At 63.8% G+C, this 17,957-nt stretch carries 19 protein-coding genes; 5 read left to right on the forward strand and 14 right to left on the reverse strand.

The genetic code is table 11. The annotated features are described in order from the left end of the window. From EN846_RS19600 to eno, 5 genes are all read right to left on the reverse strand, one after another. A partial coding sequence (locus EN846_RS19600) for a 2-oxo acid dehydrogenase subunit E2 (protein ID WP_135859272.1) occupies positions 1-989 on the reverse strand: 989 nt, incomplete at its 3' end. Positions 990-1,007: 18 nt separating this feature from the next. After that, the gene (locus EN846_RS19605) at positions 1,008-2,393 is read right to left on the reverse strand and encodes a pyruvate dehydrogenase complex E1 component subunit beta (protein WP_127393515.1); all 1,386 of its coding nucleotides are present in this window, start codon (positions 2,391-2,393) and stop codon (positions 1,008-1,010) included. A 15-nt stretch (positions 2,394-2,408) separates the two neighbouring features. Beyond that, positions 2,409-3,449, reverse strand: a complete 1,041-nt coding sequence (gene pdhA / locus EN846_RS19610) for a pyruvate dehydrogenase (acetyl-transferring) E1 component subunit alpha (RefSeq protein WP_127286906.1) — start codon at positions 3,447-3,449, stop codon at positions 2,409-2,411. Between the two features lie 196 nt (positions 3,450-3,645). Beyond that, positions 3,646-3,969, reverse strand: a complete 324-nt coding sequence (locus EN846_RS19615; protein ID WP_127286905.1) for a septum formation initiator family protein — start codon at positions 3,967-3,969, stop codon at positions 3,646-3,648. Between the two features lie 156 nt (positions 3,970-4,125). Then, positions 4,126-5,400 carry a phosphopyruvate hydratase gene (gene eno / locus EN846_RS19620; protein ID WP_128346554.1) on the reverse strand — a complete coding sequence of 425 codons (1,275 nt, stop codon included), beginning with the start codon at positions 5,398-5,400 and terminating at the stop codon, positions 4,126-4,128. Positions 5,401-5,599: 199 nt separating this feature from the next. On the opposite strand from eno, the gene EN846_RS36405 reads away from it, so the two are divergent. Continuing rightward, entirely contained in the window at positions 5,600-5,722 is a 123-nt protein-coding gene (locus EN846_RS36405; protein WP_274608485.1) for a hypothetical protein, read from the forward strand. Between the two features lie 71 nt (positions 5,723-5,793). Here EN846_RS36405 and EN846_RS19625 read toward each other — a convergent pair whose 3' ends face one another. From EN846_RS19625 to EN846_RS19640, 4 genes are all read right to left on the reverse strand, one after another. After that, positions 5,794-6,159, reverse strand: a complete 366-nt coding sequence (locus EN846_RS19625; RefSeq protein WP_127286802.1) for a PRC-barrel domain-containing protein — start codon at positions 6,157-6,159, stop codon at positions 5,794-5,796. A 119-nt stretch (positions 6,160-6,278) separates the two neighbouring features. Further along, positions 6,279-6,485 (reverse strand): dodecin family protein, encoded by a 207-nt coding sequence (locus EN846_RS19630; RefSeq protein WP_127286801.1) that lies wholly within the window; start codon positions 6,483-6,485, stop codon positions 6,279-6,281. Between the two features lie 86 nt (positions 6,486-6,571). Then, complete coding sequence (kdsA, locus tag EN846_RS19635; RefSeq protein ID WP_127393430.1) at positions 6,572-7,417, reverse strand: 3-deoxy-8-phosphooctulonate synthase; 846 nt, start codon at positions 7,415-7,417, stop codon at positions 6,572-6,574. Continuing rightward, a complete protein-coding gene (locus EN846_RS19640) occupies positions 7,414-8,292 on the reverse strand; it encodes a VOC family protein (protein ID WP_127393429.1) in 879 nt (292 codons plus the stop codon). Before EN846_RS19640 ends, kdsA begins: the two co-directional genes overlap by 4 nt. A gap of 455 nt (positions 8,293-8,747) precedes the next feature. On the opposite strand from EN846_RS19640, the gene EN846_RS19645 reads away from it, so the two are divergent. Continuing rightward, positions 8,748-9,713, forward strand: coding sequence for a glycosyltransferase family 2 protein (locus tag EN846_RS19645; RefSeq protein ID WP_187331404.1), 966 nt, complete (start codon positions 8,748-8,750; stop codon positions 9,711-9,713). On the opposite strand, the gene EN846_RS19650 is transcribed toward EN846_RS19645, so the two are convergent. Both EN846_RS19650 and EN846_RS36410 read right to left on the reverse strand, forming a co-directional pair. Then, complete coding sequence (locus EN846_RS19650; RefSeq protein WP_127311475.1) at positions 9,686-9,973, reverse strand: Dabb family protein; 288 nt, start codon at positions 9,971-9,973, stop codon at positions 9,686-9,688. The genes EN846_RS19645 and EN846_RS19650 overlap by 28 nt on opposite strands. A gap of 92 nt (positions 9,974-10,065) precedes the next feature. Continuing rightward, a complete protein-coding gene (locus EN846_RS36410; protein WP_281015748.1) occupies positions 10,066-10,200 on the reverse strand; it encodes a hypothetical protein in 135 nt (44 codons plus the stop codon). Positions 10,201-10,450: 250 nt separating this feature from the next. Between EN846_RS36410 and EN846_RS19655 the strand changes: the two genes are divergently transcribed. Then, positions 10,451-11,707 carry a cyclopropane-fatty-acyl-phospholipid synthase family protein gene (locus EN846_RS19655; protein WP_128346556.1) on the forward strand — a complete coding sequence of 419 codons (1,257 nt, stop codon included), beginning with the start codon at positions 10,451-10,453 and terminating at the stop codon, positions 11,705-11,707. Positions 11,708-11,739: 32 nt separating this feature from the next. Here the strand turns inward: EN846_RS19655 and EN846_RS19660 are convergent, their stop codons facing one another. Together EN846_RS19660 and EN846_RS19665 are read right to left on the reverse strand one after the other, a co-directional pair. Beyond that, positions 11,740-13,710 (reverse strand): bifunctional 2',3'-cyclic-nucleotide 2'-phosphodiesterase/3'-nucleotidase, encoded by a 1,971-nt coding sequence (locus EN846_RS19660; RefSeq protein ID WP_127394093.1) that lies wholly within the window; start codon positions 13,708-13,710, stop codon positions 11,740-11,742. A gap of 143 nt (positions 13,711-13,853) precedes the next feature. Continuing rightward, positions 13,854-15,119 carry an NAD(P)/FAD-dependent oxidoreductase gene (locus tag EN846_RS19665; RefSeq protein ID WP_135859271.1) on the reverse strand — a complete coding sequence of 422 codons (1,266 nt, stop codon included), beginning with the start codon at positions 15,117-15,119 and terminating at the stop codon, positions 13,854-13,856. 172 nt (positions 15,120-15,291) lie between these two features. Between EN846_RS19665 and EN846_RS19670 the strand changes: the two genes are divergently transcribed. Then, complete coding sequence (locus EN846_RS19670) at positions 15,292-15,951, forward strand: 5-formyltetrahydrofolate cyclo-ligase (protein ID WP_127393537.1); 660 nt, start codon at positions 15,292-15,294, stop codon at positions 15,949-15,951. A 6-nt stretch (positions 15,952-15,957) separates the two neighbouring features. Here the strand turns inward: EN846_RS19670 and EN846_RS19675 are convergent, their stop codons facing one another. Beyond that, positions 15,958-16,431, reverse strand: coding sequence for an Lrp/AsnC family transcriptional regulator (locus EN846_RS19675; protein WP_126054644.1), 474 nt, complete (start codon positions 16,429-16,431; stop codon positions 15,958-15,960). A gap of 158 nt (positions 16,432-16,589) precedes the next feature. On the opposite strand from EN846_RS19675, the gene ald reads away from it, so the two are divergent. Then, entirely contained in the window at positions 16,590-17,705 is a 1,116-nt protein-coding gene (ald, locus tag EN846_RS19680) for an alanine dehydrogenase (RefSeq protein WP_127393536.1), read from the forward strand. Positions 17,706-17,957 lie beyond the last annotated feature (252 nt).

Raw genomic sequence — 17,957 nt, forward strand, 5'->3', positions numbered from 1 at the left:
AGGCCGCCAGGGATCGACACGGCGACGCCGACATCGGCGTGCTTGTGCTTGACCATGGCGCTGTCGGTCCACGAGGCATTGGCATCCGGCACCGCCATCAGCGCCATCGCCATCGCCTTGATCACCATGTCGTTGACCGAGAGCTTGTAGGCGGGAACCTCGCCCTTCTCGGTCTTCTTCACCGGTGCCGCCGCATTGAGCTGCGTGCGCAGCGCCAACAGCGCGTCGAGCTCGCAGTCGAGCGTCAGGTAGAAATGCGGGATGGTTGACTTGGCCTCGACCAGGCGGCGCGCGATGGTCTTGCGCATATTGTCGTGCGGCACGAGTTCGTAGGAGCCGTCGGCAAACAGCTTCAGCACCTGGTCGTCCGACATCGCCTTCGGCGCTGCAGCCGGAGCTGCCGCCGGAGCACCGGCAGGCGCCTTGGCAGCGGGCGCGGCCTTCGCGCCGCCGCCGGCAATCGCCGCCTCGACATCAGCCTTGACGACACGGCCATGCGGCCCCGTTCCCGTGACATTAGCCACATCGACGCCGGCATCCTTGGCGATGCGGCGGGCAAGCGGCGAGGCGAAGGTGCGGTCGCCGCCAGCGTGGCCATTGGCGGCCGGAGCAGGCTCTGCCTTCGCCGGCGCGGGCGCCGCCGCGGCTGCCGGCTTCGGCGCTTCCGCCTTTGGCGCTTCGGCTTTCGGAGCCTCGGCCTTGGGCGCAGCATCGCCACCACCCTTTGCGGCAGCGCCGGCATCCTCGCCTTCGCCGGCCAGGATGGCTATCAGCGCGTTGACCTTGACGCCTTCGGTACCAGCCGGAACTACCAGCTTGGCGACCGTGCCTTCATCGACGGCTTCGACCTCCATCGTCGCCTTGTCGGTCTCGATCTCGGCGATCACGTCGCCCGGCGAAACCTTGTCGCCCTCTTTCACGAGCCACTTGGAAAGATTGCCTTCTTCCATCGTGGGCGAGAGTGCCGGCATGGTGATGTTGATTGGCATGTTTCCCTCCCGCCCGGCTCAGCGATACGTGACGGCTTTGACCGCCTCGACGACCTCGCCGACATTGGGCAATGCCAGCTTTTCGAGGTTGGCCGCGTAAGGCATCGGCACGTCCTTGCCGGCGATGGTGATGACCGGCGCATCGAGGAAGTCGAAAGCGCGCTGCGACACCTGGTTGGCGATATGGTCGCCGACCGAGCTCTGCGGGAAACCTTCCTCGACCACGACCAGGCGATTGGTCTTCTTGACCGAGGCGATGATGGTGTCGAAGTCGAGCGGACGGATGGACCTCAGATCGATGATTTCGGCGTCGATGCCCATGCCGCGCAACTCTGCTTCGGCCTTGACCGCGTAGGTCATGCCGATGCCGAAGGAGACGATGGTGACGTCCTTGCCCGGCTTATGAATGCGCGCCTTGCCGATCGGCAGCACGAAATCGTCGAGCTTCGGCACATCGAAGGACTGGCCGTAGAGAATTTCGTTCTCGAGGAAGATGACCGGGTTCGGATCGCGGATCGCGGCCTTGAGCAGGCCCTTGGCGTCGGCCGCCGTGTACGGCATCACCACCTTCAGCCCGGGAACATGGCTGTACCAGGCGGCGTAGCACTGCGAGTGCTGGGCGGCGACGCGGGCGGCGGCGCCGTTCGGTCCGCGAAAGACGATCGGTGCGCCCATCTGGCCGCCCGACATATAGAGCGTCTTGGCGGCCGAGTTGATAATCTGGTCGATCGCCTGCATGGCGAAGTTGAAGGTCATGAACTCGACGATCGGCTTCAGGCCAGCCATCGCGGCACCGACGCCGACGCCGGCAAAACCGTGCTCGGTGATCGGCGTGTCGACGACGCGGCGCGGTCCGAATTCCTGCAGCAGGCCTTGCGTGATCTTGTAAGCGCCCTGGTACTCGGCGACCTCCTCGCCCATGACAAAGACGTCGCCGTCGCGGCGCATTTCCTCGGCCATGGCGTCACGCAGCGCCTCGCGCACCGTGGTCGACACCATCTCGGTGCCGGCCGGAATGTCCGGATCGGCGGCGACTTCCGCTCTCGGCGCTGCGGCGACCGGTGCCGCGGCCTCGCTCTTGGCCGCAACAGACGCAGGTGCTGCCGCCTCAGGCCTGGCGGGCTCCTCGCCGATGCCTTCGCCGGCCTTGTCGACGTCCTCGCCGTCAACCGCGATCACGGCGATCACAGCGTTGACCTTGACGCCTTCGGTACCGGCGGGAACCACGATCTTGGCGAGCGTGCCCTCGTCGACGGCTTCGACTTCCATCGTCGCCTTGTCGGTCTCGATCTCGGCGATGACGTCACCGGCGACGATCTTGTCGCCCTCGTTCTTCAGCCATTTGGAAAGATTGCCCTCTTCCATCGTCGGCGAGAGAGCGGGCATGAGAATTTCGATCGGCATGTCCTTGCCCTCCCTTTACAGTACGATGTCGGTCCAGAGCTCGGACGGATCCGGCTCGGCGTCGTTCTGGGCAAATTCGGCGGCGTCGGCGACGATGTCGCGGACCTCCTTGTCGATGGCCTTGAGCTCGTCCTCGCTGGCCCATTTCTTGTCGAGCAGCCGCGCCCTGACCTGCTCGATCGGGTCATGCTCGGAGCGCATCTTCTGCACTTCTTCCTTGGAGCGGTACTTCGCCGGATCGGACATCGAATGGCCGCGATAGCGGTAGGTCTGCATCTCCAGGATCAGCGGGCCGTTGCCGGCGCGGCACCATTCGGTGGCGAGATCGGCGGCGGACTTCACCGCGCGCACGTCCATGCCGTCGACCTGGATGCCGGGGATCTTGAAGGATGCGCCGCGATGCGAGAAATCGGTCTCGGCCGAGGAGCGCGACACCGAGGTGCCCATGGCGTAGCGGTTGTTCTCGATGATGAAGATCACCGGCAGCTTCCACAGCGAGGCCATGTTGAAGCTTTCGTAGACCTGGCCCTGGTTGGCGGCGCCGTCGCCGAAATAGGTCAGCGAGACGTTCTTGTTCTCGCGATAGCGGTTGGCGAAGGCGAGACCGGTGCCGAGCGACACCTGCGCGCCGACGATGCCGTGGCCACCATAGAAATGCTTCTCCTTGGAGAACATGTGCATGGAGCCGCCCTTGCCCTTGGACAGGCCGCCCCGGCGCCCGGTGAGCTCCGCCATGACGCCGCGAGGCGACAGGTCCATCGCCAGCATGTGGCCGTGGTCGCGATAGGCGGTGATCATCTGGTCGCCTTCGATCAGCGCCATCTTCATGCCAGTGACGACAGCCTCCTGGCCGATATAGAGGTGGCAGAAGCCGCCGATGAAGCCCATGCCGTAGAGCTGGCCGGCCTTTTCCTCGAAGCGGCGGATGAGCAGCATGTGCCGGTAGGCGGCAAGCTCATCGTCCTTGGTGAAGTCGGCAGGCTTCGGGGCGGAGAGCCCTTGTGATTTACCGTCGTTTTTGGATTTGGCAGGCGCTTTTCTGGCGGCGGTGGCCATGCATCACTCCCTGTTGGCGTCTCTTCGCGGACATTTAGAGCAGGATGAAATCCGCTCCGAGGGAGATCGTCTCTCCCCACCGATTTATACGAGGCTAACACGCATAAAAGCATTGCGCCATGCCGAAAAATGCATGGCTGGCATGCGTCTAAGCAATTAAAATCATTGAAAATAAAGACGATTAACTGGAATTCAGTTATTTCGCTGGAGCCGGCAGCATGATGGTGATTTCGTCGGCATGCGAGAGATTGAGCGCCTTGCGCGCCTGTTCGTCAAGCATGTCCTTTTCCAGCGTGCCCTCGTGCATCAGCTGGACACGCCGCTCGAGATCGACCCGGCGCGCCTTGACGGCATCGAGCTGCCCCTGCAGTTCGACTGCCCGGGCTTCGAGCTGATATTTGGAATAGATGCCGAATTCGCCGTGATAGGCATGGAAGCCGAAATAGGCCAGGAACAGCACGCAGAGCGAGGGGACGATCAGCCGGCCGGTGTTTCGCTGCTTGTGCTGACGTGTCCACATGATCCAGATCCTCGTGGCCGCGAACCCGAACGGCCCAGGCTCTTTTTCGCTCCATTGTGCTTAATGGACGGTTACGGACGGGCGTACGCGAAGCCTCAAAACGAAAAAGGGCGGGGAACGCCCCGCCCTTCCTCGATATCCCGATTGGTTGCCGGATCAGCCCTTGACCACCGACTTGCCGGCGTAGCGGGCCTGCTTGCCGAGCTCTTCCTCGATGCGGATCAGCTGGTTGTACTTGGCCATGCGGTCGGAGCGCGACAGCGAGCCGGTCTTGATCTGTCCGCAATTGGTGGCGACGGCGAGATCGGCAATGGTCGAATCCTCGGTCTCGCCCGAACGGTGCGACATGACGGCGGTGTAGCCGGCCTTGTGCGCGGTCTCGACGGCGTCGAGCGTTTCGGTCAGCGAGCCGATCTGGTTGACCTTGACCAGGATCGAATTGGCGACGCCCATGCGGATGCCGTCGCGAAGCCTGGCCGTGTTGGTGACGAACAGATCGTCGCCGACCAGCTGTGTCTTCTTGCCGATGAGGTCGGTCAGGATCTTCCAGCCCTCCCAGTCGTCTTCGGCAAGGCCGTCCTCGATGGTGATGATCGGATAGTCGGATGCGAGCTTGGCGAGGTACTTGGCCTGCGCCTTCGGATCGCGAGTCTTCTTCTCACCCTCATAGACGTAGTTGCCGTCCTTGAAGAACTCGGTCGCGGCGCAGTCGAGGCCGAGAGCGACGTCCTCGCCCGGCTTGAAGCCGGCCTTCTCGATCGATTCCATGATGAAATCGAGCGCCGACGGCGCGCTCTTCAGGTTGGGAGCGAAGCCGCCCTCGTCACCGACATTGGTGTTGTGGCCGGCGTCCTTGAGCTTTTTGCGCAGCGTGTGGAAGATTTCCGAGCCCCAGCGCACGCCGTCGCGCAGCGTCGGCGCGCCGATCGGCAGGATCATGAATTCCTGGAAGTCGATCGGATTGTCGGCATGCGCGCCGCCATTGATGATGTTCATCATCGGCACCGGCAGCACATGCGCCTTGGCGCCACCGACATAGCGGTAGAGCGGCAGGCCGGCCGCTTCAGCCGCCGCCTTGGCGACCGCCAGCGACACGCCGAGGATGGCGTTGGCGCCGAGCCGGCTCTTGTTCGGCGTGCCGTCGAGCTCGATCATCGTCTGGTCGATATGGATCTGGTTCTCGGCCTCCATGCCGCCGATCGCCTCGAACAGCTCGCCGTTGACGGCCTCGACCGCCCGCAGCACGCCCTTGCCGAGATAGCGCGGGCCACCATCGCGCAGCTCGACCGCCTCATGCGCGCCGGTCGAGGCGCCTGACGGCACGGCGGCGCGGCCCATCGAGCCGTCTTCCAGCACCACGTCGACCTCGACGGTCGGATTTCCACGGCTGTCCAGGATTTCACGCCCGATTATGTCGACGATGGCGGTCATTGCAATGTCCCCGATTGATCGATTGAAGCGTCGCGCCCCTCTTAGCCAAAGTGCCGCAAAAGGCAATCGGGGCGCCCGCAAATATTGCCCGCCCGCCGATTCACGAAGCGCAAATTTCTGTCATCATAAGTCATGCGCGGCGCGCAACGTTCTGGTCTATGATTCTGCTTGCGCGGGGCGAAACAGGAGGAGTTTCGCCATGTCCCAGTTGAGCGGTATCGTGAGTTTGTTCCTGATCGCGGCTGCGTTCCTGACGTCGTGCGACAACCAGCAGCCCCAGCAGGGCGCCGCGCAACTGTCGACACTTCAAGCAGCGCAGTAGGATCTTGCAGAAGAAAGGCCCTCGCATGTGCGGGGGCCTTTTTTGATTCCGCTCCGGGCTGGCCGAACGCTTCAGTGCCAGTAGGGCTCGACCCGGTAGTAGCTGTACGACTCGTCGCGTGCCGCCTGGCCGTCGGCGCCCGCCAATTCGTTGATCGAATAGGCCGGCGCGGCCTGCAACTGCTCTTTGGAGAACGGCACGACATAGCCGCCCCTGTCCTCGTCATAGTCGAGGCTCGCCCACGGGATGGCGTGGTACTTCTCGCCAACGCCGAGGAATCCGCCAAAACCGATCACCGCGAACATGATGCCGTTCGAGGTCTTGTCGAGCATGATGTCTTCGACGCTGCCGATGCTCTTGCCTTCGGTGTTGTAGACCGATGTGCCGATGACGCGCGAGGCGGCAATGGCTTCGGTGTGCCCGGTCAGGGTGCTCATGGTGGAACTCCTCTCGATTGAATGCCTGCATGGACAATGAGAGGGGCGGACGAAGGTTCCCGACTTTGTTTTTAGGCAATTCCGGACGGAAAACCGCTACGCACTTTTCCTGAAATTGCTTAGTTGTCGGTGAGGATGAAGGTGACCTTCATGTTGACGCGGTAAGCGGCGATCTTGCCGCTCTCGACGACGATCTTCTGGTCCTGGATCCAGGCGCCCTCGACGTTCTTCAGGGTCTTTGCGGCGCGCGCGATGCCCTTTTCGATGGCATCCTGAAAGCTCTTCTTGGACGATGACGTGATCTCTGTGACGCGGGCGACGGACATGGCTTCCTCCTGCCAGGGCGCTCAGTTGCGGCAGGAGCCTACAGCCGGCGGTTGCCTGCGACAAGCCGATGGGACGCCGAGTCGGGTCAGCGTCCCTTGGCGATGCGATCGAATGCCATCAGCCGTTCCAGCAAGGCTGGCATGTCCTTCAAGGGCACCATGTTCGGGCCATCGGAAGAGGTCGAGTTGTCCGGATCCTGATGCGTCTCGATGAACACGCCGGCGACGCCGACCGCGACCGCGGCGCGCGCCAGCGTCGCGACAAAGCGACGTTCGCCGCCCGAAGAACCACCCTGCCCGCCAGGCTGCTGGACCGAATGCGTGGCATCGAAAATCACCGGCGCCCCGATCTCGGCCATGATCGGCAGCGCCCGCATGTCGGACACCAGCGTGTTGTAGCCGAAGGAGGCGCCACGCTCGGTGGTCAGCACATTGGCGTTGCCGGAACCGGTGATCTTGGCGACCACGTTCTTCATGTCCCAGGGGGCGAGGAACTGGCCTTTCTTCACGTTGATCACCTTGCCCGTCCTGGCCGCCGCGACCAGCATGTCGGTCTGGCGTGAAAGGAAGGCGGGGATCTGCAGGACATCGACATGCGGCGCGACGATCGCGCACTGCTCCTCGGTGTGGACGTCCGTCAGCACCGGAAGGGAAAACGTCTTCCGCAGATCGTCGAAGACCGGCAGCGCCGCTTCCAGCCCGGCGCCTCGCGTGGCCGACAGCGAGGTGCGGTTGGCCTTGTCGTAGCTGGTCTTGTAGACGAGCCCGATGCCGAGCCTGTCGGTGAGCTCCTTCAGCGCGCCGGCCATGTCGAAGGCGTGCTGGCGCGATTCCAGCTGGCAGGGGCCGGCGATCAGCGACAGCGGCGCGGCGTTCGAGAAGACGACGTTGCCGACGGTCACGGACGGATTGGGCGCCAGGGGTTTGTTCATTTTGTCTCCCGGAAGATGAAGGCGGCGCCCTGCCCGGGCGCCGGCCTGACGACAATATCATTGCCGCTCATGTGATGTGCGATGGCGTTGGCCGCAAGCAGGCGCGCTGCGATGGCGGCGCTGCGGACCGAGAAAACGATGGCGGCAAAGCGCAGATGCGGCGACGCTCCGGTCGGAAGGTTGCAGCGCGAGGCGAAGGCCGCCGGCTCCAGGACGGTCAGGGTTGCGTTCGGCAATTCGATCGCATCACCTTGCGCAGCTTGCTTGGTGGCAGCCGTCGAGAGCAGCCCGACCTGGCCAGAAGGCCTGTCGCTGACAGCGACGACTTCGATGATGCCTGTCACGCCGTTGGCATGGGCCTGCAATGCGGTACGGTCGATCTTCGGTCCATTGATGCGCTCACACGCGAAAAGGAAAGCCTCATCGGCATCCTTGCTGGCGCAGAAGGCCAGCTTGAAGGACGCCAGGTCGCTCTTGCCGCTCGTATCGGTGAAAGTGCGCGAAAAACTCAGCATCTCCCCCGCCGACATCCCGGCCCCGACGTAACGAACGTGGTCGGCATCGGCATCGCCGGTTCCGAGCACGACAGCGGAAAAGCCCTCGTCGCCGAGGTTCTGCCGGTAGAGACGATCGCGCGCGACGAACACGTTGCCTTCGCCTATCGCCAGGTCCGCGTCCTGGTCGTTGCCAACCGCCAGCGGCTCCAGATAGGTGCCATCGGCGAAAAAGACACAGCAGTTTTCGGTGCCGAACGGGTGGATGCCGGTCGGCGCGACGACGAAGCCGAGTGAAACCAGCCGCGCCCGCGCGGCATCGAGGCGCGCTGTCGGCAGCACCAGATGGTCGAGCGGATGAGCCTGCGTCGCTTTGGTCATGCCGGCGCGGTGTGCATCATTCCGGAAGTCGGTTCAAGGGGGCTCGGCCAACCGCCCGGCGGGCTTTGGCGGTCTCGATCTCGGCGGCGTGTCCTTGTCGTCGAACGAAGCCACCCTAACTTACAACCATGGGAAGAACTGTGTTCATCGCAATGACGATTGCGGCGATTGCAATTGTCGCCGCGCTGGTGCTGGTCGCGCCCAAGCGAGGCGGCGTCGACCCGGCCGAGACTTCGGCCGTTCAAACAGAGTAAGGCCGCCTGGCGCGCCTGCGTTTCTTGCGAATACAGCGGTATTGCTGATATACGAATTTCGCTTCAGTTTGATGTCTGGCAACGTTTCGTCACCGACCGTATGGGCTAACGGCTGATCGCGCATCGCAACATGGTCGACTTTCGCTGGGCGGCAAAGGCCGGCTTCTGCCGCACTCGACCCCTTACGCACGAGTTCCGCCGGTGACAGTCTCGCCGAATACCTTTCCAGTCGCGCAGGGAGCAGGCGTCACCCCCCGGCTCGCCGTCGTTATCCCGGCCAGGAACCGCCGCGGCAGCCTGCCCCGCACGCTGGCATCGGTCCTGTCCGATCCGCGGCCCGATATCGAACTGGTGGTCGTCGACGACGGCTCCGAGGACGATACCGAAGCCTATCTTGCTTCGCTCGCCGATCCGCGCCTGGCCTGGCGCCGTTTGCCGGTGCCCTCCGGCGCCAACCGGGCGCGCAACGAAGGCGCGGCGCTGACCAGCGCGCCGCTTATTGCGTTTCTCGATTCCGACGATGCCTTCTGTCCCGGGCGCATCGAACGGCTGATCGCCTTCTTCGATGCCAATCCGGATGTCGCCTGCACGATCGACGGTTTCAAGGACGTTGCCGACAGGCGCCAGCGCCTGCATCGATTGCCCGACCCGACGCCTGACGCGGAGCGACTGCGTCGGCTCCTGCTTTGCCACTGCGTGCCGCTGACCAATTCGACCGTAACAGTGCGCCGTTCCGCCTTCGCGTCGATCGGCGGCTACGATGACGGTTTGTACCGCCATCAGGACCGTGAGTTCCTGGTCAGGCTGGGACGGCAGCACCGCATCGCCTTCGGCAAGGCCGTCGACGTCCTCAAATACCGCGAAGCCAATTCGATGTCGCGCAGCCATGCCGGCTACATCGCCGGGCTGAGCGATTTCGTCGCCCGCTGCGAGGACTATCAGACGCCGGATTACGCCACGATCCTCAGCTACCTGACGCTGCGCGGCGTCCTGAAGGCTCTGGCGCAAGGCAGCTTCGGCGTGGCGCTGGCGGAAATCATGGCGTGGCGCGGGGCGAGCAACCTGCCCGGCGGCTTTCGCGTGGTGACTGGCTATTTCGCCGGGCGGCGGCAAAGGCGCCAGCTCGAACAGTCGCTCGCTCAGGCGGCCACGACGTCGGCCGAATAACGCAGTTCACGCAACGGTTTGACCCGGCTGGTCGTCTCGGCATAGAGCGGATGCGCCTTGTAGGCGGCGAGCGCGGCGTCATCCTCGAATTCGGCGTAGACGACGACGTCGATCGCGTTGGAGAACAGATCGACCTTGGTGTTGAGAGTAACTTCGAAATGCGTCGAATACGGGATCCTGCCCAATTCCAGCAGGCCCGATCGAACGGCCTCCACATCCTCCTTGCGTCGCACGCTGAAGAAAACGATGTGCCGGATCAATCCAGCCTCCCTGATCGTCAATTCAGGCGTGTTTTGTGGGAGCAAGGGCGCAGCGTCAACCGGCAACGATGTCGCGCCCGCCATGCGCGGCGTCAGACCGCGCCGGTGACGTAGCGCACGATACGCGATACCTCCCTGACCGTCGTGTCGAGGTAGCGGCCCTGGTTGTAGAGACCGTCCCAGATCAGGGCGAAGGTGATGGTGATGATGACGATGACATAACGCATGACTAAAGTTATCGCATGCGGGTGGCGGCAACCATAGAGATTCCAAGGGCCGAGGACATTCTCCTCTGGATTTGTTGGCTCCAGAACCGACTTCGCCTGCCTCTTGAAGTTGACCCTGATGCCGTGGAAGATTGTGTCGGGAACTCAACGGAAAATGTAGCCGCGGCTGCATTTGTGCCGGATGAATGAACCTCAAGAGGGGTGCGGGGTCGGCCATGTGTGCTGGCCTCCTGAAAGTCGGGGGCAGGAAATGGCTTTCAAGCAAGACTTGGGTGTTGCGCCCGGCGACGCGGTGCTGCTTGACGAATTGAACTTCGCCGAGATCGTCAAGGGCTTGCCGGCAAAGGCGCGCCTGGTGCTTTCGGCCGCCATGGGCCTGCCGCGCGGCTCGCTCAAGGTCCGGATGCCCGACGGCCGCGCCGTCCTCGTCGGCGGCAAGGCACCCGGCCCCGACGCCGAACTGGTGCTGAAGAATTGGCGCCTGCCGGGGCGCGCCTTTTCCGGCGGCACCATCGGCCTCGCGGAATCCTACATGGACGGCGATTGGGACAGCCCGGACGTCACCAGCTTCCTCGAACTGTTCGTGGTCAATTCAGCCCTCGGCGAGAAGGTCGCCGGCGGCGCCAACTGGCTCATCAACACCGTCCAGCGCATCCGCCATTGGTTCAACGAAAACACGCATACCGGATCGCGACGCAACATCTCGGCGCATTACGATCTCGGCAACGCCTTCTATGAGAAATGGCTGGATCCGAGCATGACCTATTCGTCGGCGCTGTATGCGACGGGCGCCAACGATCTCGAAAGCGCGCAGGCCGCCAAATATCGTGCACTGGCAAAAGATACCGGCATCGGCAGGAAGGACCATGTGCTGGAGATCGGCTGCGGCTGGGGCGGCTTTGCCGAATTCGCCGCGCGCGAGATCGGTTGCCGCGTCACCGGATTGACCATCAGCCGCGAGCAGCATGATTTCGCGAAAGCGCGTATCCAGAAAGCCGGGCTTGCCGAAAAGGTCGACATCAAGCTGCAGGATTATCGAGACGAGACAGGCACTTACGACCGGATCGCATCGATCGAGATGTTCGAGGCGGTCGGAGAGAAATACTGGCCGGTGTTCTTCGGCAAGATGAAGACCTGCCTGAAGCCCGGCGGCACGGCCGGCCTGCAGATCATCACCATCAACGAGGCCGCCTACGAGGCGTATCGCGCGCGCCCCGATTTCATCCAGCGCTATGTCTTCCCTGGCGGCATGCTGCCGACACCCTCGATCCTCAAGGCTCTCGGCAAGGATCACGGCCTCGCGCATCTGCGCGAGCGCGTCTTCCCGCAGGACTATGCCCGCACCCTCGCCGAGTGGCGCCAGCGTTTCTGGGGCTCGTGGGAAAAGATCGTCCCGCTCGGCTTCGACGATCGCTTCAAGAAGCTCTGGGAGTTCTATCTGCACTATTGCGAAGCCGGCTTCCGCGCCAGCTACATTGATGTCCGCCAGGTGGTCTACAAGGCCTGAGTGTCTGGCCGGCAGAGCCGGCCCGACCCGCGTCAGAGGAGGATGCGGTATCTGGCGAAGCCCGCATCGCCCTCACCCGCCGGCTCGATCTTCAGCGACCTCACGTCCGCGATGAAATCCTTTGCCCTCGGGCCGGTGTCGAACACCACGCTGGTTCCGGGCAGCGGCGCGAACGACCAGTTGTCGTCCGCCGACGGGTTGATCGTGCCCTCGCTGATGACGTAGCGCACGATCACGTCGCGGTTGGTGTCCGGTGCCTCGTAGATGATCTTGGAAGCGTTTATGTCCGGGAAATTGCCGCCGCCGCCGGCGCGGTAGTTGTTGGTCGCGACGACGAATTTCTGCGCGGGATCAATTGGTTTGCCGTCGAACATCAGATCGACGATGCGGCTGGAGGCATTCGCCGGCCCGCCCTTGGCATCGTATTTCGGCGGTTGCGAAAGGTCGATCTTGTAGGTGACGCCGTCGATCACGTCGAAATTGTAGGACGGGAAGTCGGTGTTGATGAGCGGCTGGTCGGCCTTGCCGGGCTCGATCCGGTTGAAGATGCCGGCCGACATCTCCAGCCATTCCTTGACCTGCGCGCCGGTGATTTCGACGGCTCGCACAGTGTTGGGATAGAGATAGAGGTCGGCGACGTTTTTGATGGCGATGTCGCCCACCGGGACGTCGGTGTAGTAGTCGGCGCCGCTGCGCCCGCCCGCCTTGAAGGGTGCGGCCGCCGACAAAAGCGGCACGTCCTTCCACTGCGTGCTCTTCAGTATGTCCTTCAGGTACCAGCTCTGCGCCTGGTTGACGATCTGCACCGACGGATCATCGGCCACCAGCGCGAAATAGGAATAGAGCGGCGCCGAGGTCTTGCCGACGGGACGGCGCACATAGGCGAGCGTCGCCTCATGGTCCTGCTCGAGCGCGGCGATGATGCGCCTGTCGTCGCCGACGGTCGCCTTGTTCTTGTTGTCGACCCGCTCGTAGATCGGCCGCGCCTCGGACGTCGCGGAAACCACCCGCCACTTCGAGCCGTCGCGCTCCAGAAGCAGATCGATTAGGCCCATATGCGAGCCCCAGAAGCCGCCCATCACCGCCGGCTTGCCTCGCAGCGTGCCCTTGCCGGTGTCTACGCCATCGAGCGCCTGGAAATCCTTCTTGCCGGGGAAGACGAGATGCTGATGACCGGTGAAGACGGCATCGATGCCCTCGACGCCGGCGACGAAGAAGGAGGCGTTCTCCATCATGTCGCCCTGCTTGATGTCGATGCCGGAATGCGAGAGCGCGATGACGATGTCGGCGCCCGCCTCCCTGATCTCAGGCACCCACGCCTTCGCCGCCTCGACGATGTCGCGCGTCTTCACGTTGCCTTCGAGGTTCTTCAGGTCCCAGACCATGATCTGCGGCGGCACGAAACCGATGATGCCGATCCTGATCGGCTGCTCGGCGCCCGACCCGTCCTTGATCTTCCTGTCGAGGATGACATAGGGCTTGAGGTAGAGCTTGTCGTCGCGCGGGTTGGCGGCAAGCGCGGTGCCGCGGATGAGATTCGCGCAGACGAAGGGGAAATTGGCGCCGGCCAGCACCTTGTCGAGGAACGACAGGCCGTAATTGAACTCGTGGTTGCCGAGCGTCGAGCACTCGTAGCCGAGCAGGTTCATGCCCTTCATGATCGGATGCAGGTCGCCGTCCTTCAGGCCCTTCTCGTAGGCGATGTAGTCGCCCATCGGGTTGCCCTGCAAAAGGTCGCCATTGTCGATCAGCATCGCATTGGTTGCCTCCTTGCGCACCGCGTCGATCAGCGAGGCGGTGCGGGACAGGCCCATCGTGTCGTTCGCCTTGTCGGCGTAGTAGTCATAGGGCAGCACGTTCACATGGATATCGGTCGTCTCCATGATCCTGAGATGTGCCTGGTTGGCCTCGGCTCGAGCGGAGAAAGGATGCAGCATGATCAGCGCCCCGGTGGCGGCGGCACCGGCCAGGAATTCGCGACGGGAGACGGGCAGTCGTGACATTGTTTTCTCCTCTTCGACAACGCGACACCCCTGCCAGCGAGCGCGGAGCTTGCCGGTGAAAGACGCATGAGTCCATGTCCGGCGAAATGCCTGTCGATCACGACAAGGTGACGTGTCGATGAAGCGAGACGAGGCGCGCGATGTCAGCCCTTGTCGTCGTCGCCCTGGGTGATCAGCCGCGCGCTGCGCTGGCCAGTGAAGTAGATCCATAGCCAGCTAAGCGAGACCGCGAGCCGGTTGCGGAAACCGATCAGGAAATAGATGTGGGCAACGCCCCACAGCCACCAGGCAAGCCAGCCGGTGAGTTTGATCCAGCCGAAGTCGATCGCCGCCGCGCGCTTGCCGATCGTCGCCAGGTCGCCGGCGTGTTGATAGCGGAAAGGACGCGAAGTCGTATCGCCGGCGAGCCGCGCCTTGATCGTCGCCGCGACGTGGCGCCCCTCCTGCTTGGCGGAAGGCGCCACGCCAGGCACCGGTTTTCCATCCGGGCGCAACACATGCGCGGTGTCGCCGATGACGAAGATTTCCGGGCTGCCCGGAACGGTGAGATCGGGCTCGACCAGCACCCTGCCCGCCCGGTCGGCGGTCGTTCCCAGCCATTCCGCCGCCGGCGAAGCGGCAACGCCCGCGGCCCACAGAATTGTCTTTGCCGGCAGGCGCTTGTCGCCAAAGACAACGCCATCCGCATCCAGTTCTGTGACCGCCTGGCCGAGCTCGACCGTGACGCCGAGCCGCTCCAGCGCCTTCTGGGCATAGGCGGAGAGCTGCGGCGCGAAGTTGGCGAGGAGGCGATCGCCGGCCTCGATCAGCACCACGCGCGTCTGCCTGGTGTCGATGTTGCGGAACTCGTCGCGCAGCGTGTCATGCGCCAGTTCCGCGATGGTGCCGGCAAGTTCGACGCCGGTCGGTCCGCCGCCGACGATGACCAGCGTCAGCAGCGCCTGGCGCCTCGCCGCATCGGTTTCGCGCTCGGCCTGCTCGAAGGCGAGCAGGATGCGGCGCCGAATCGTGGTGGCATCCTCCAGCGTCTTCAGCCCGGGAGCGAACGGCTCCCATTCGTCATGGCCGAAATAGGCGTGGCGCGCCCCGGTGGCAAGCACCAGCGTGTCGAAGCCAACGGCGCTGCCATCCTCGAGCAGCACGCGTTTGCCGGCGCGGTCGACGCCAGTGACGTTGCCCAAAAGCGTCGTCACATTCTTGCGCTTGCGCAGCAGATGGCGGATCGGCCAGGCCACTTCCGAAGTCGCCAGCGATGTCGTCGCCACCTGGTAGAGCAGCGGCTGGAACAGGTGATGGTTGCGCTTGTCGATCATGGTGATGCGCACCGGCGCGCCGGCGAGCGCATGGGTCAGTTCGAGGCCGCCGAACCCGGCGCCGACGACCACGACATGATGGCTGGCTTCGTTCATTCACTTACCTCGCCAAGCAAATCCACCGGACCCAATCTAGGTATTATTGTGCATTGCAGCAATAGCGGGAAGACCGTCCAATTGCCCGGGACTCGCCGCCGGATGTCGTGAATGCACATGTCGACCGGTTTGCACGAGGTATAGCGTCACTGCCGGAATACAGGAGTGAAGCATGGCTGATGATCGTGACGAGCAGGGCCCGGCCCAATACGCCTCCCCGCCCTGTTTCATGCATGAACTCGATCCGCAGTTCTTGGCGCCGCTGACCGACTGGACCGATGTCAGACGCTGGCGCAAGGCCGAGCGCGAACGGTTGATCTCAGCGCGGCTAGCAATCACCGCCGATGCCCGCGCGGCAATGTCGACGCGCATCGCCGAGGGCCTCGACGCTTTGATTGGCGACATTGGCGGCCGCATGGTCAGCCTCTACTGGCCCTTCCGCGGCGAGCCGGATCTGCGGTCCTGGATGGCGTCGATCAACGAACGTGGCGGGCGGACCGCACTGCCGGTCGTCATCGAGAAAGGGCAGCCACTGGTGTTCCGCGCCTACAGACCGGGCGACCGGTTGGAGAAGGGCGTCTGGAACATCCCGATCCCGGCGGAAGGCGATCCGGTGCTGCCAGACATCGTCATTTCGCCGATCGTCGGCATCGACCCCGGCAAATATCGTCTGGGTTACGGCGGCGGCTTCTTCGACCGCACGCTGGCGGCGATGCCGTTCAGGCCGCTGGTGATCGGCGTCGGCTACGAACTGCAGCGCATCCCGACGATCTACCCGCAACCGCACGACATCCCGATGAGCGAGGTGGTGACGGAGGCCACAGGCGCTTAGCGGCGCCTAGGCCATCTCCGGCCGCAAGCCGACCGCTGTCCGGTCGACGATCTCGCGCAGCGCGAAGGACGAATTGATCTTCGTCACATGCGGCATCGCCGACAGCCATTCCTTGTGGATGCGCTCATAGTCGACCAGATCCTTCGCGGCGATGCGCAGGATGTAGTCGTATTCACCCGACATCAGGTGGCAGGACAGCACGTTCGGGCAGCGCTTGATCGCCGCCTCGAAATCCGACAGCGTCTTCTCGAACTGGCCCGACAGCGATATATGCACGATTGCCGTCATCTGGTGGCCGAGCGCGGCGTTGGACAGCCGCGCGTGATAACCGCGGATAGTGCCCGACTTCTCCAGATTGTCGAGCCGCCGCGAGCAGGCCGATTGCGACAGGCCGACCTTCTCGGCAAGCGCGGCGTTGGGTATCCGCCCGTCTTTCTGCAAAGCCTCCAGAATGGCGATATCAATCCTGTCGAGCGGCATTCTTCGTGTTTCCTGCGAAAATAGTGAGATTTCGCGCAACGATTATCGAAGTGCGCCCGTTCTCGCAAGCGCATTCGCAAACACTTGCGGGCCGATTCATGGTTCACTCCGCCAATACAGGGAACGCGCCCGCAAAGGGCCGGATCAGGAGACAGAAAATGCGCGTCGGTTGCCCCAAGGAAATCAAGAACCACGAATATCGCGTCGGCCTGACGCCTGGCTCCGTCCGCGAATATGTCGCGCATGGCCATGAAGTGCTGGTCGAGACCGGCGCCGGCGCCGGCATCGGCGCCGACGACAACGCCTACCGCGCCGCCGGCGCGACCATCGCCAAGACGGCCGCCGACGTGTTCGCCAAGTCCGACATGATCGTCAAGGTCAAGGAACCGCAGCCCAACGAATGGGTCCAGCTGCGCGACGGCCAGATCCTCTACACCTATCTCCATCTCGCTCCGGATCCGGACCAGACCAAGGGGCTGCTCGCTTCGGGCGTCACGGCGATCGCCTATGAAACCGTCACCGACGACCGCGGCGGCCTGCCGCTGCTTGCGCCGATGTCGGAAGTTGCCGGCCGCCTGTCGATCCAGGCCGGCGCGACCGCGCTGCAGAAGGCCAATGGCGGCCGCGGCGTGCTGCTCGGCGGCGTACCCGGCGTGCTGCCCGGCAAGGTCACCGTGCTCGGTGGCGGCGTCGTCGGCCTGCATGCGGCCAAGATGGCGGCCGGCCTCGGCGCCGATGTCACCATCATCGACCGCTCGATCCCGCGGCTGCGCCAGCTCGACGACATTTTCGGCGGCCGCGTCCACACCCGCTACTCGACCGTCGAGGCGCTGGAGGAAGAGTGCTTCTCCGCCGACATCGTCGTCGGCGCCGTGCTGATCCCGGGCGCCGCGGCGCCGAAGCTGGTGACGCGCGAAATGCTGTCCGGCATGAAGAAGGGTTCCGTGCTCGTCGACGTCGCCATCGACCAGGGCGGCTGCTTCGAGACCTCGCACGCCACCACCCATGCCGAGCCGACCTACGAGGTCGACGGCGTCATCCACTATTGCGTCGCCAACATGCCGGGCGCGGTGCCGGTCACCTCGGCGCATGCCCTCAACAATGCGACGCTGCATTACGGCCTGCAGCTTGCCGACAAGGGCCTCAAGGCGCTTGTCGACGACCACCATCTGCGCAACGGCCTCAACGTCCACAAGGGCAAGATCACCAACCGCGCGGTCGCCGAAGCGCTCGGCTACGAGCTCGTCGAGCCGAAGGCGGTCCTCGCCGCCTGACAGGCACGCGAAGAGAGTTCCTCCTGTCGCCCGCCGGCTCCGTCCGGCGGGTTTTTCTTTGCGCGGAACAATTTAGCCAACAAAAAAGCGGAGCCAAAGCCCCGCTTCCTCGACGTTGAGACGTGCCGCCGGTCCATCCGCGGTCGGCAATCGATCAACACTTGCCTTTTAGCAAGTAATTGCGACGGCTATACGACAGTCTCGCCCGACATTCACGCAGATCCGTGGTGCCTTTGTGAAGCACTTCACATT

The sequence above is a fragment of the Mesorhizobium sp. M4B.F.Ca.ET.203.01.1.1 genome (assembly GCF_004791025.1).
GTDB classification, from domain to species: domain Bacteria; phylum Pseudomonadota; class Alphaproteobacteria; order Rhizobiales; family Rhizobiaceae; genus Mesorhizobium; species Mesorhizobium abyssinicae.

Excerpts from the sequence above, each read along its gene's own strand:
- EN846_RS19605 (WP_127393515.1), bottom strand. The coding sequence starts at position 2,393 with ATGCCGATCGAAATTCTCATGCCCGCTCTCTCGCCGACGATGGAAGAG.
- pdhA (WP_127286906.1), bottom strand. The coding sequence starts at position 3,449 with ATGGCCACCGCCGCCAGAAAAGCGCCTGCCAAATCCAAAAACGACGGT.
- EN846_RS19615 (WP_127286905.1), bottom strand. The coding sequence starts at position 3,969 with ATGTGGACACGTCAGCACAAGCAGCGAAACACCGGCCGGCTGATCGTC.
- eno (WP_128346554.1), bottom strand. The coding sequence starts at position 5,400 with ATGACCGCCATCGTCGACATAATCGGGCGTGAAATCCTGGACAGCCGT.
- EN846_RS36405 (WP_274608485.1), top strand. The coding sequence starts at position 5,600 with ATGTCCCAGTTGAGCGGTATCGTGAGTTTGTTCCTGATCGCGGCTGCG.
- EN846_RS19625 (WP_127286802.1), bottom strand. The coding sequence starts at position 6,159 with ATGAGCACCCTGACCGGGCACACCGAAGCCATTGCCGCCTCGCGCGTC.
- EN846_RS19630 (WP_127286801.1), bottom strand. The coding sequence starts at position 6,485 with ATGTCCGTCGCCCGCGTCACAGAGATCACGTCATCGTCCAAGAAGAGC.
- kdsA (WP_127393430.1), bottom strand. The coding sequence starts at position 7,417 with ATGAACAAACCCCTGGCGCCCAATCCGTCCGTGACCGTCGGCAACGTC.
- EN846_RS19640 (WP_127393429.1), bottom strand. The coding sequence starts at position 8,292 with ATGACCAAAGCGACGCAGGCTCATCCGCTCGACCATCTGGTGCTGCCG.
- EN846_RS36410 (WP_281015748.1), bottom strand. The coding sequence starts at position 10,200 with ATGCGTTATGTCATCGTCATCATCACCATCACCTTCGCCCTGATCTGG.
- EN846_RS19655 (WP_128346556.1), top strand. The coding sequence starts at position 10,451 with ATGGCTTTCAAGCAAGACTTGGGTGTTGCGCCCGGCGACGCGGTGCTG.
- EN846_RS19660 (WP_127394093.1), bottom strand. The coding sequence starts at position 13,710 with ATGTCACGACTGCCCGTCTCCCGTCGCGAATTCCTGGCCGGTGCCGCC.
- EN846_RS19665 (WP_135859271.1), bottom strand. The coding sequence starts at position 15,119 with ATGAACGAAGCCAGCCATCATGTCGTGGTCGTCGGCGCCGGGTTCGGC.
- EN846_RS19670 (WP_127393537.1), top strand. The coding sequence starts at position 15,292 with ATGGCTGATGATCGTGACGAGCAGGGCCCGGCCCAATACGCCTCCCCG.
- EN846_RS19675 (WP_126054644.1), bottom strand. The coding sequence starts at position 16,431 with ATGCCGCTCGACAGGATTGATATCGCCATTCTGGAGGCTTTGCAGAAA.
- ald (WP_127393536.1), top strand. The coding sequence starts at position 16,590 with ATGCGCGTCGGTTGCCCCAAGGAAATCAAGAACCACGAATATCGCGTC.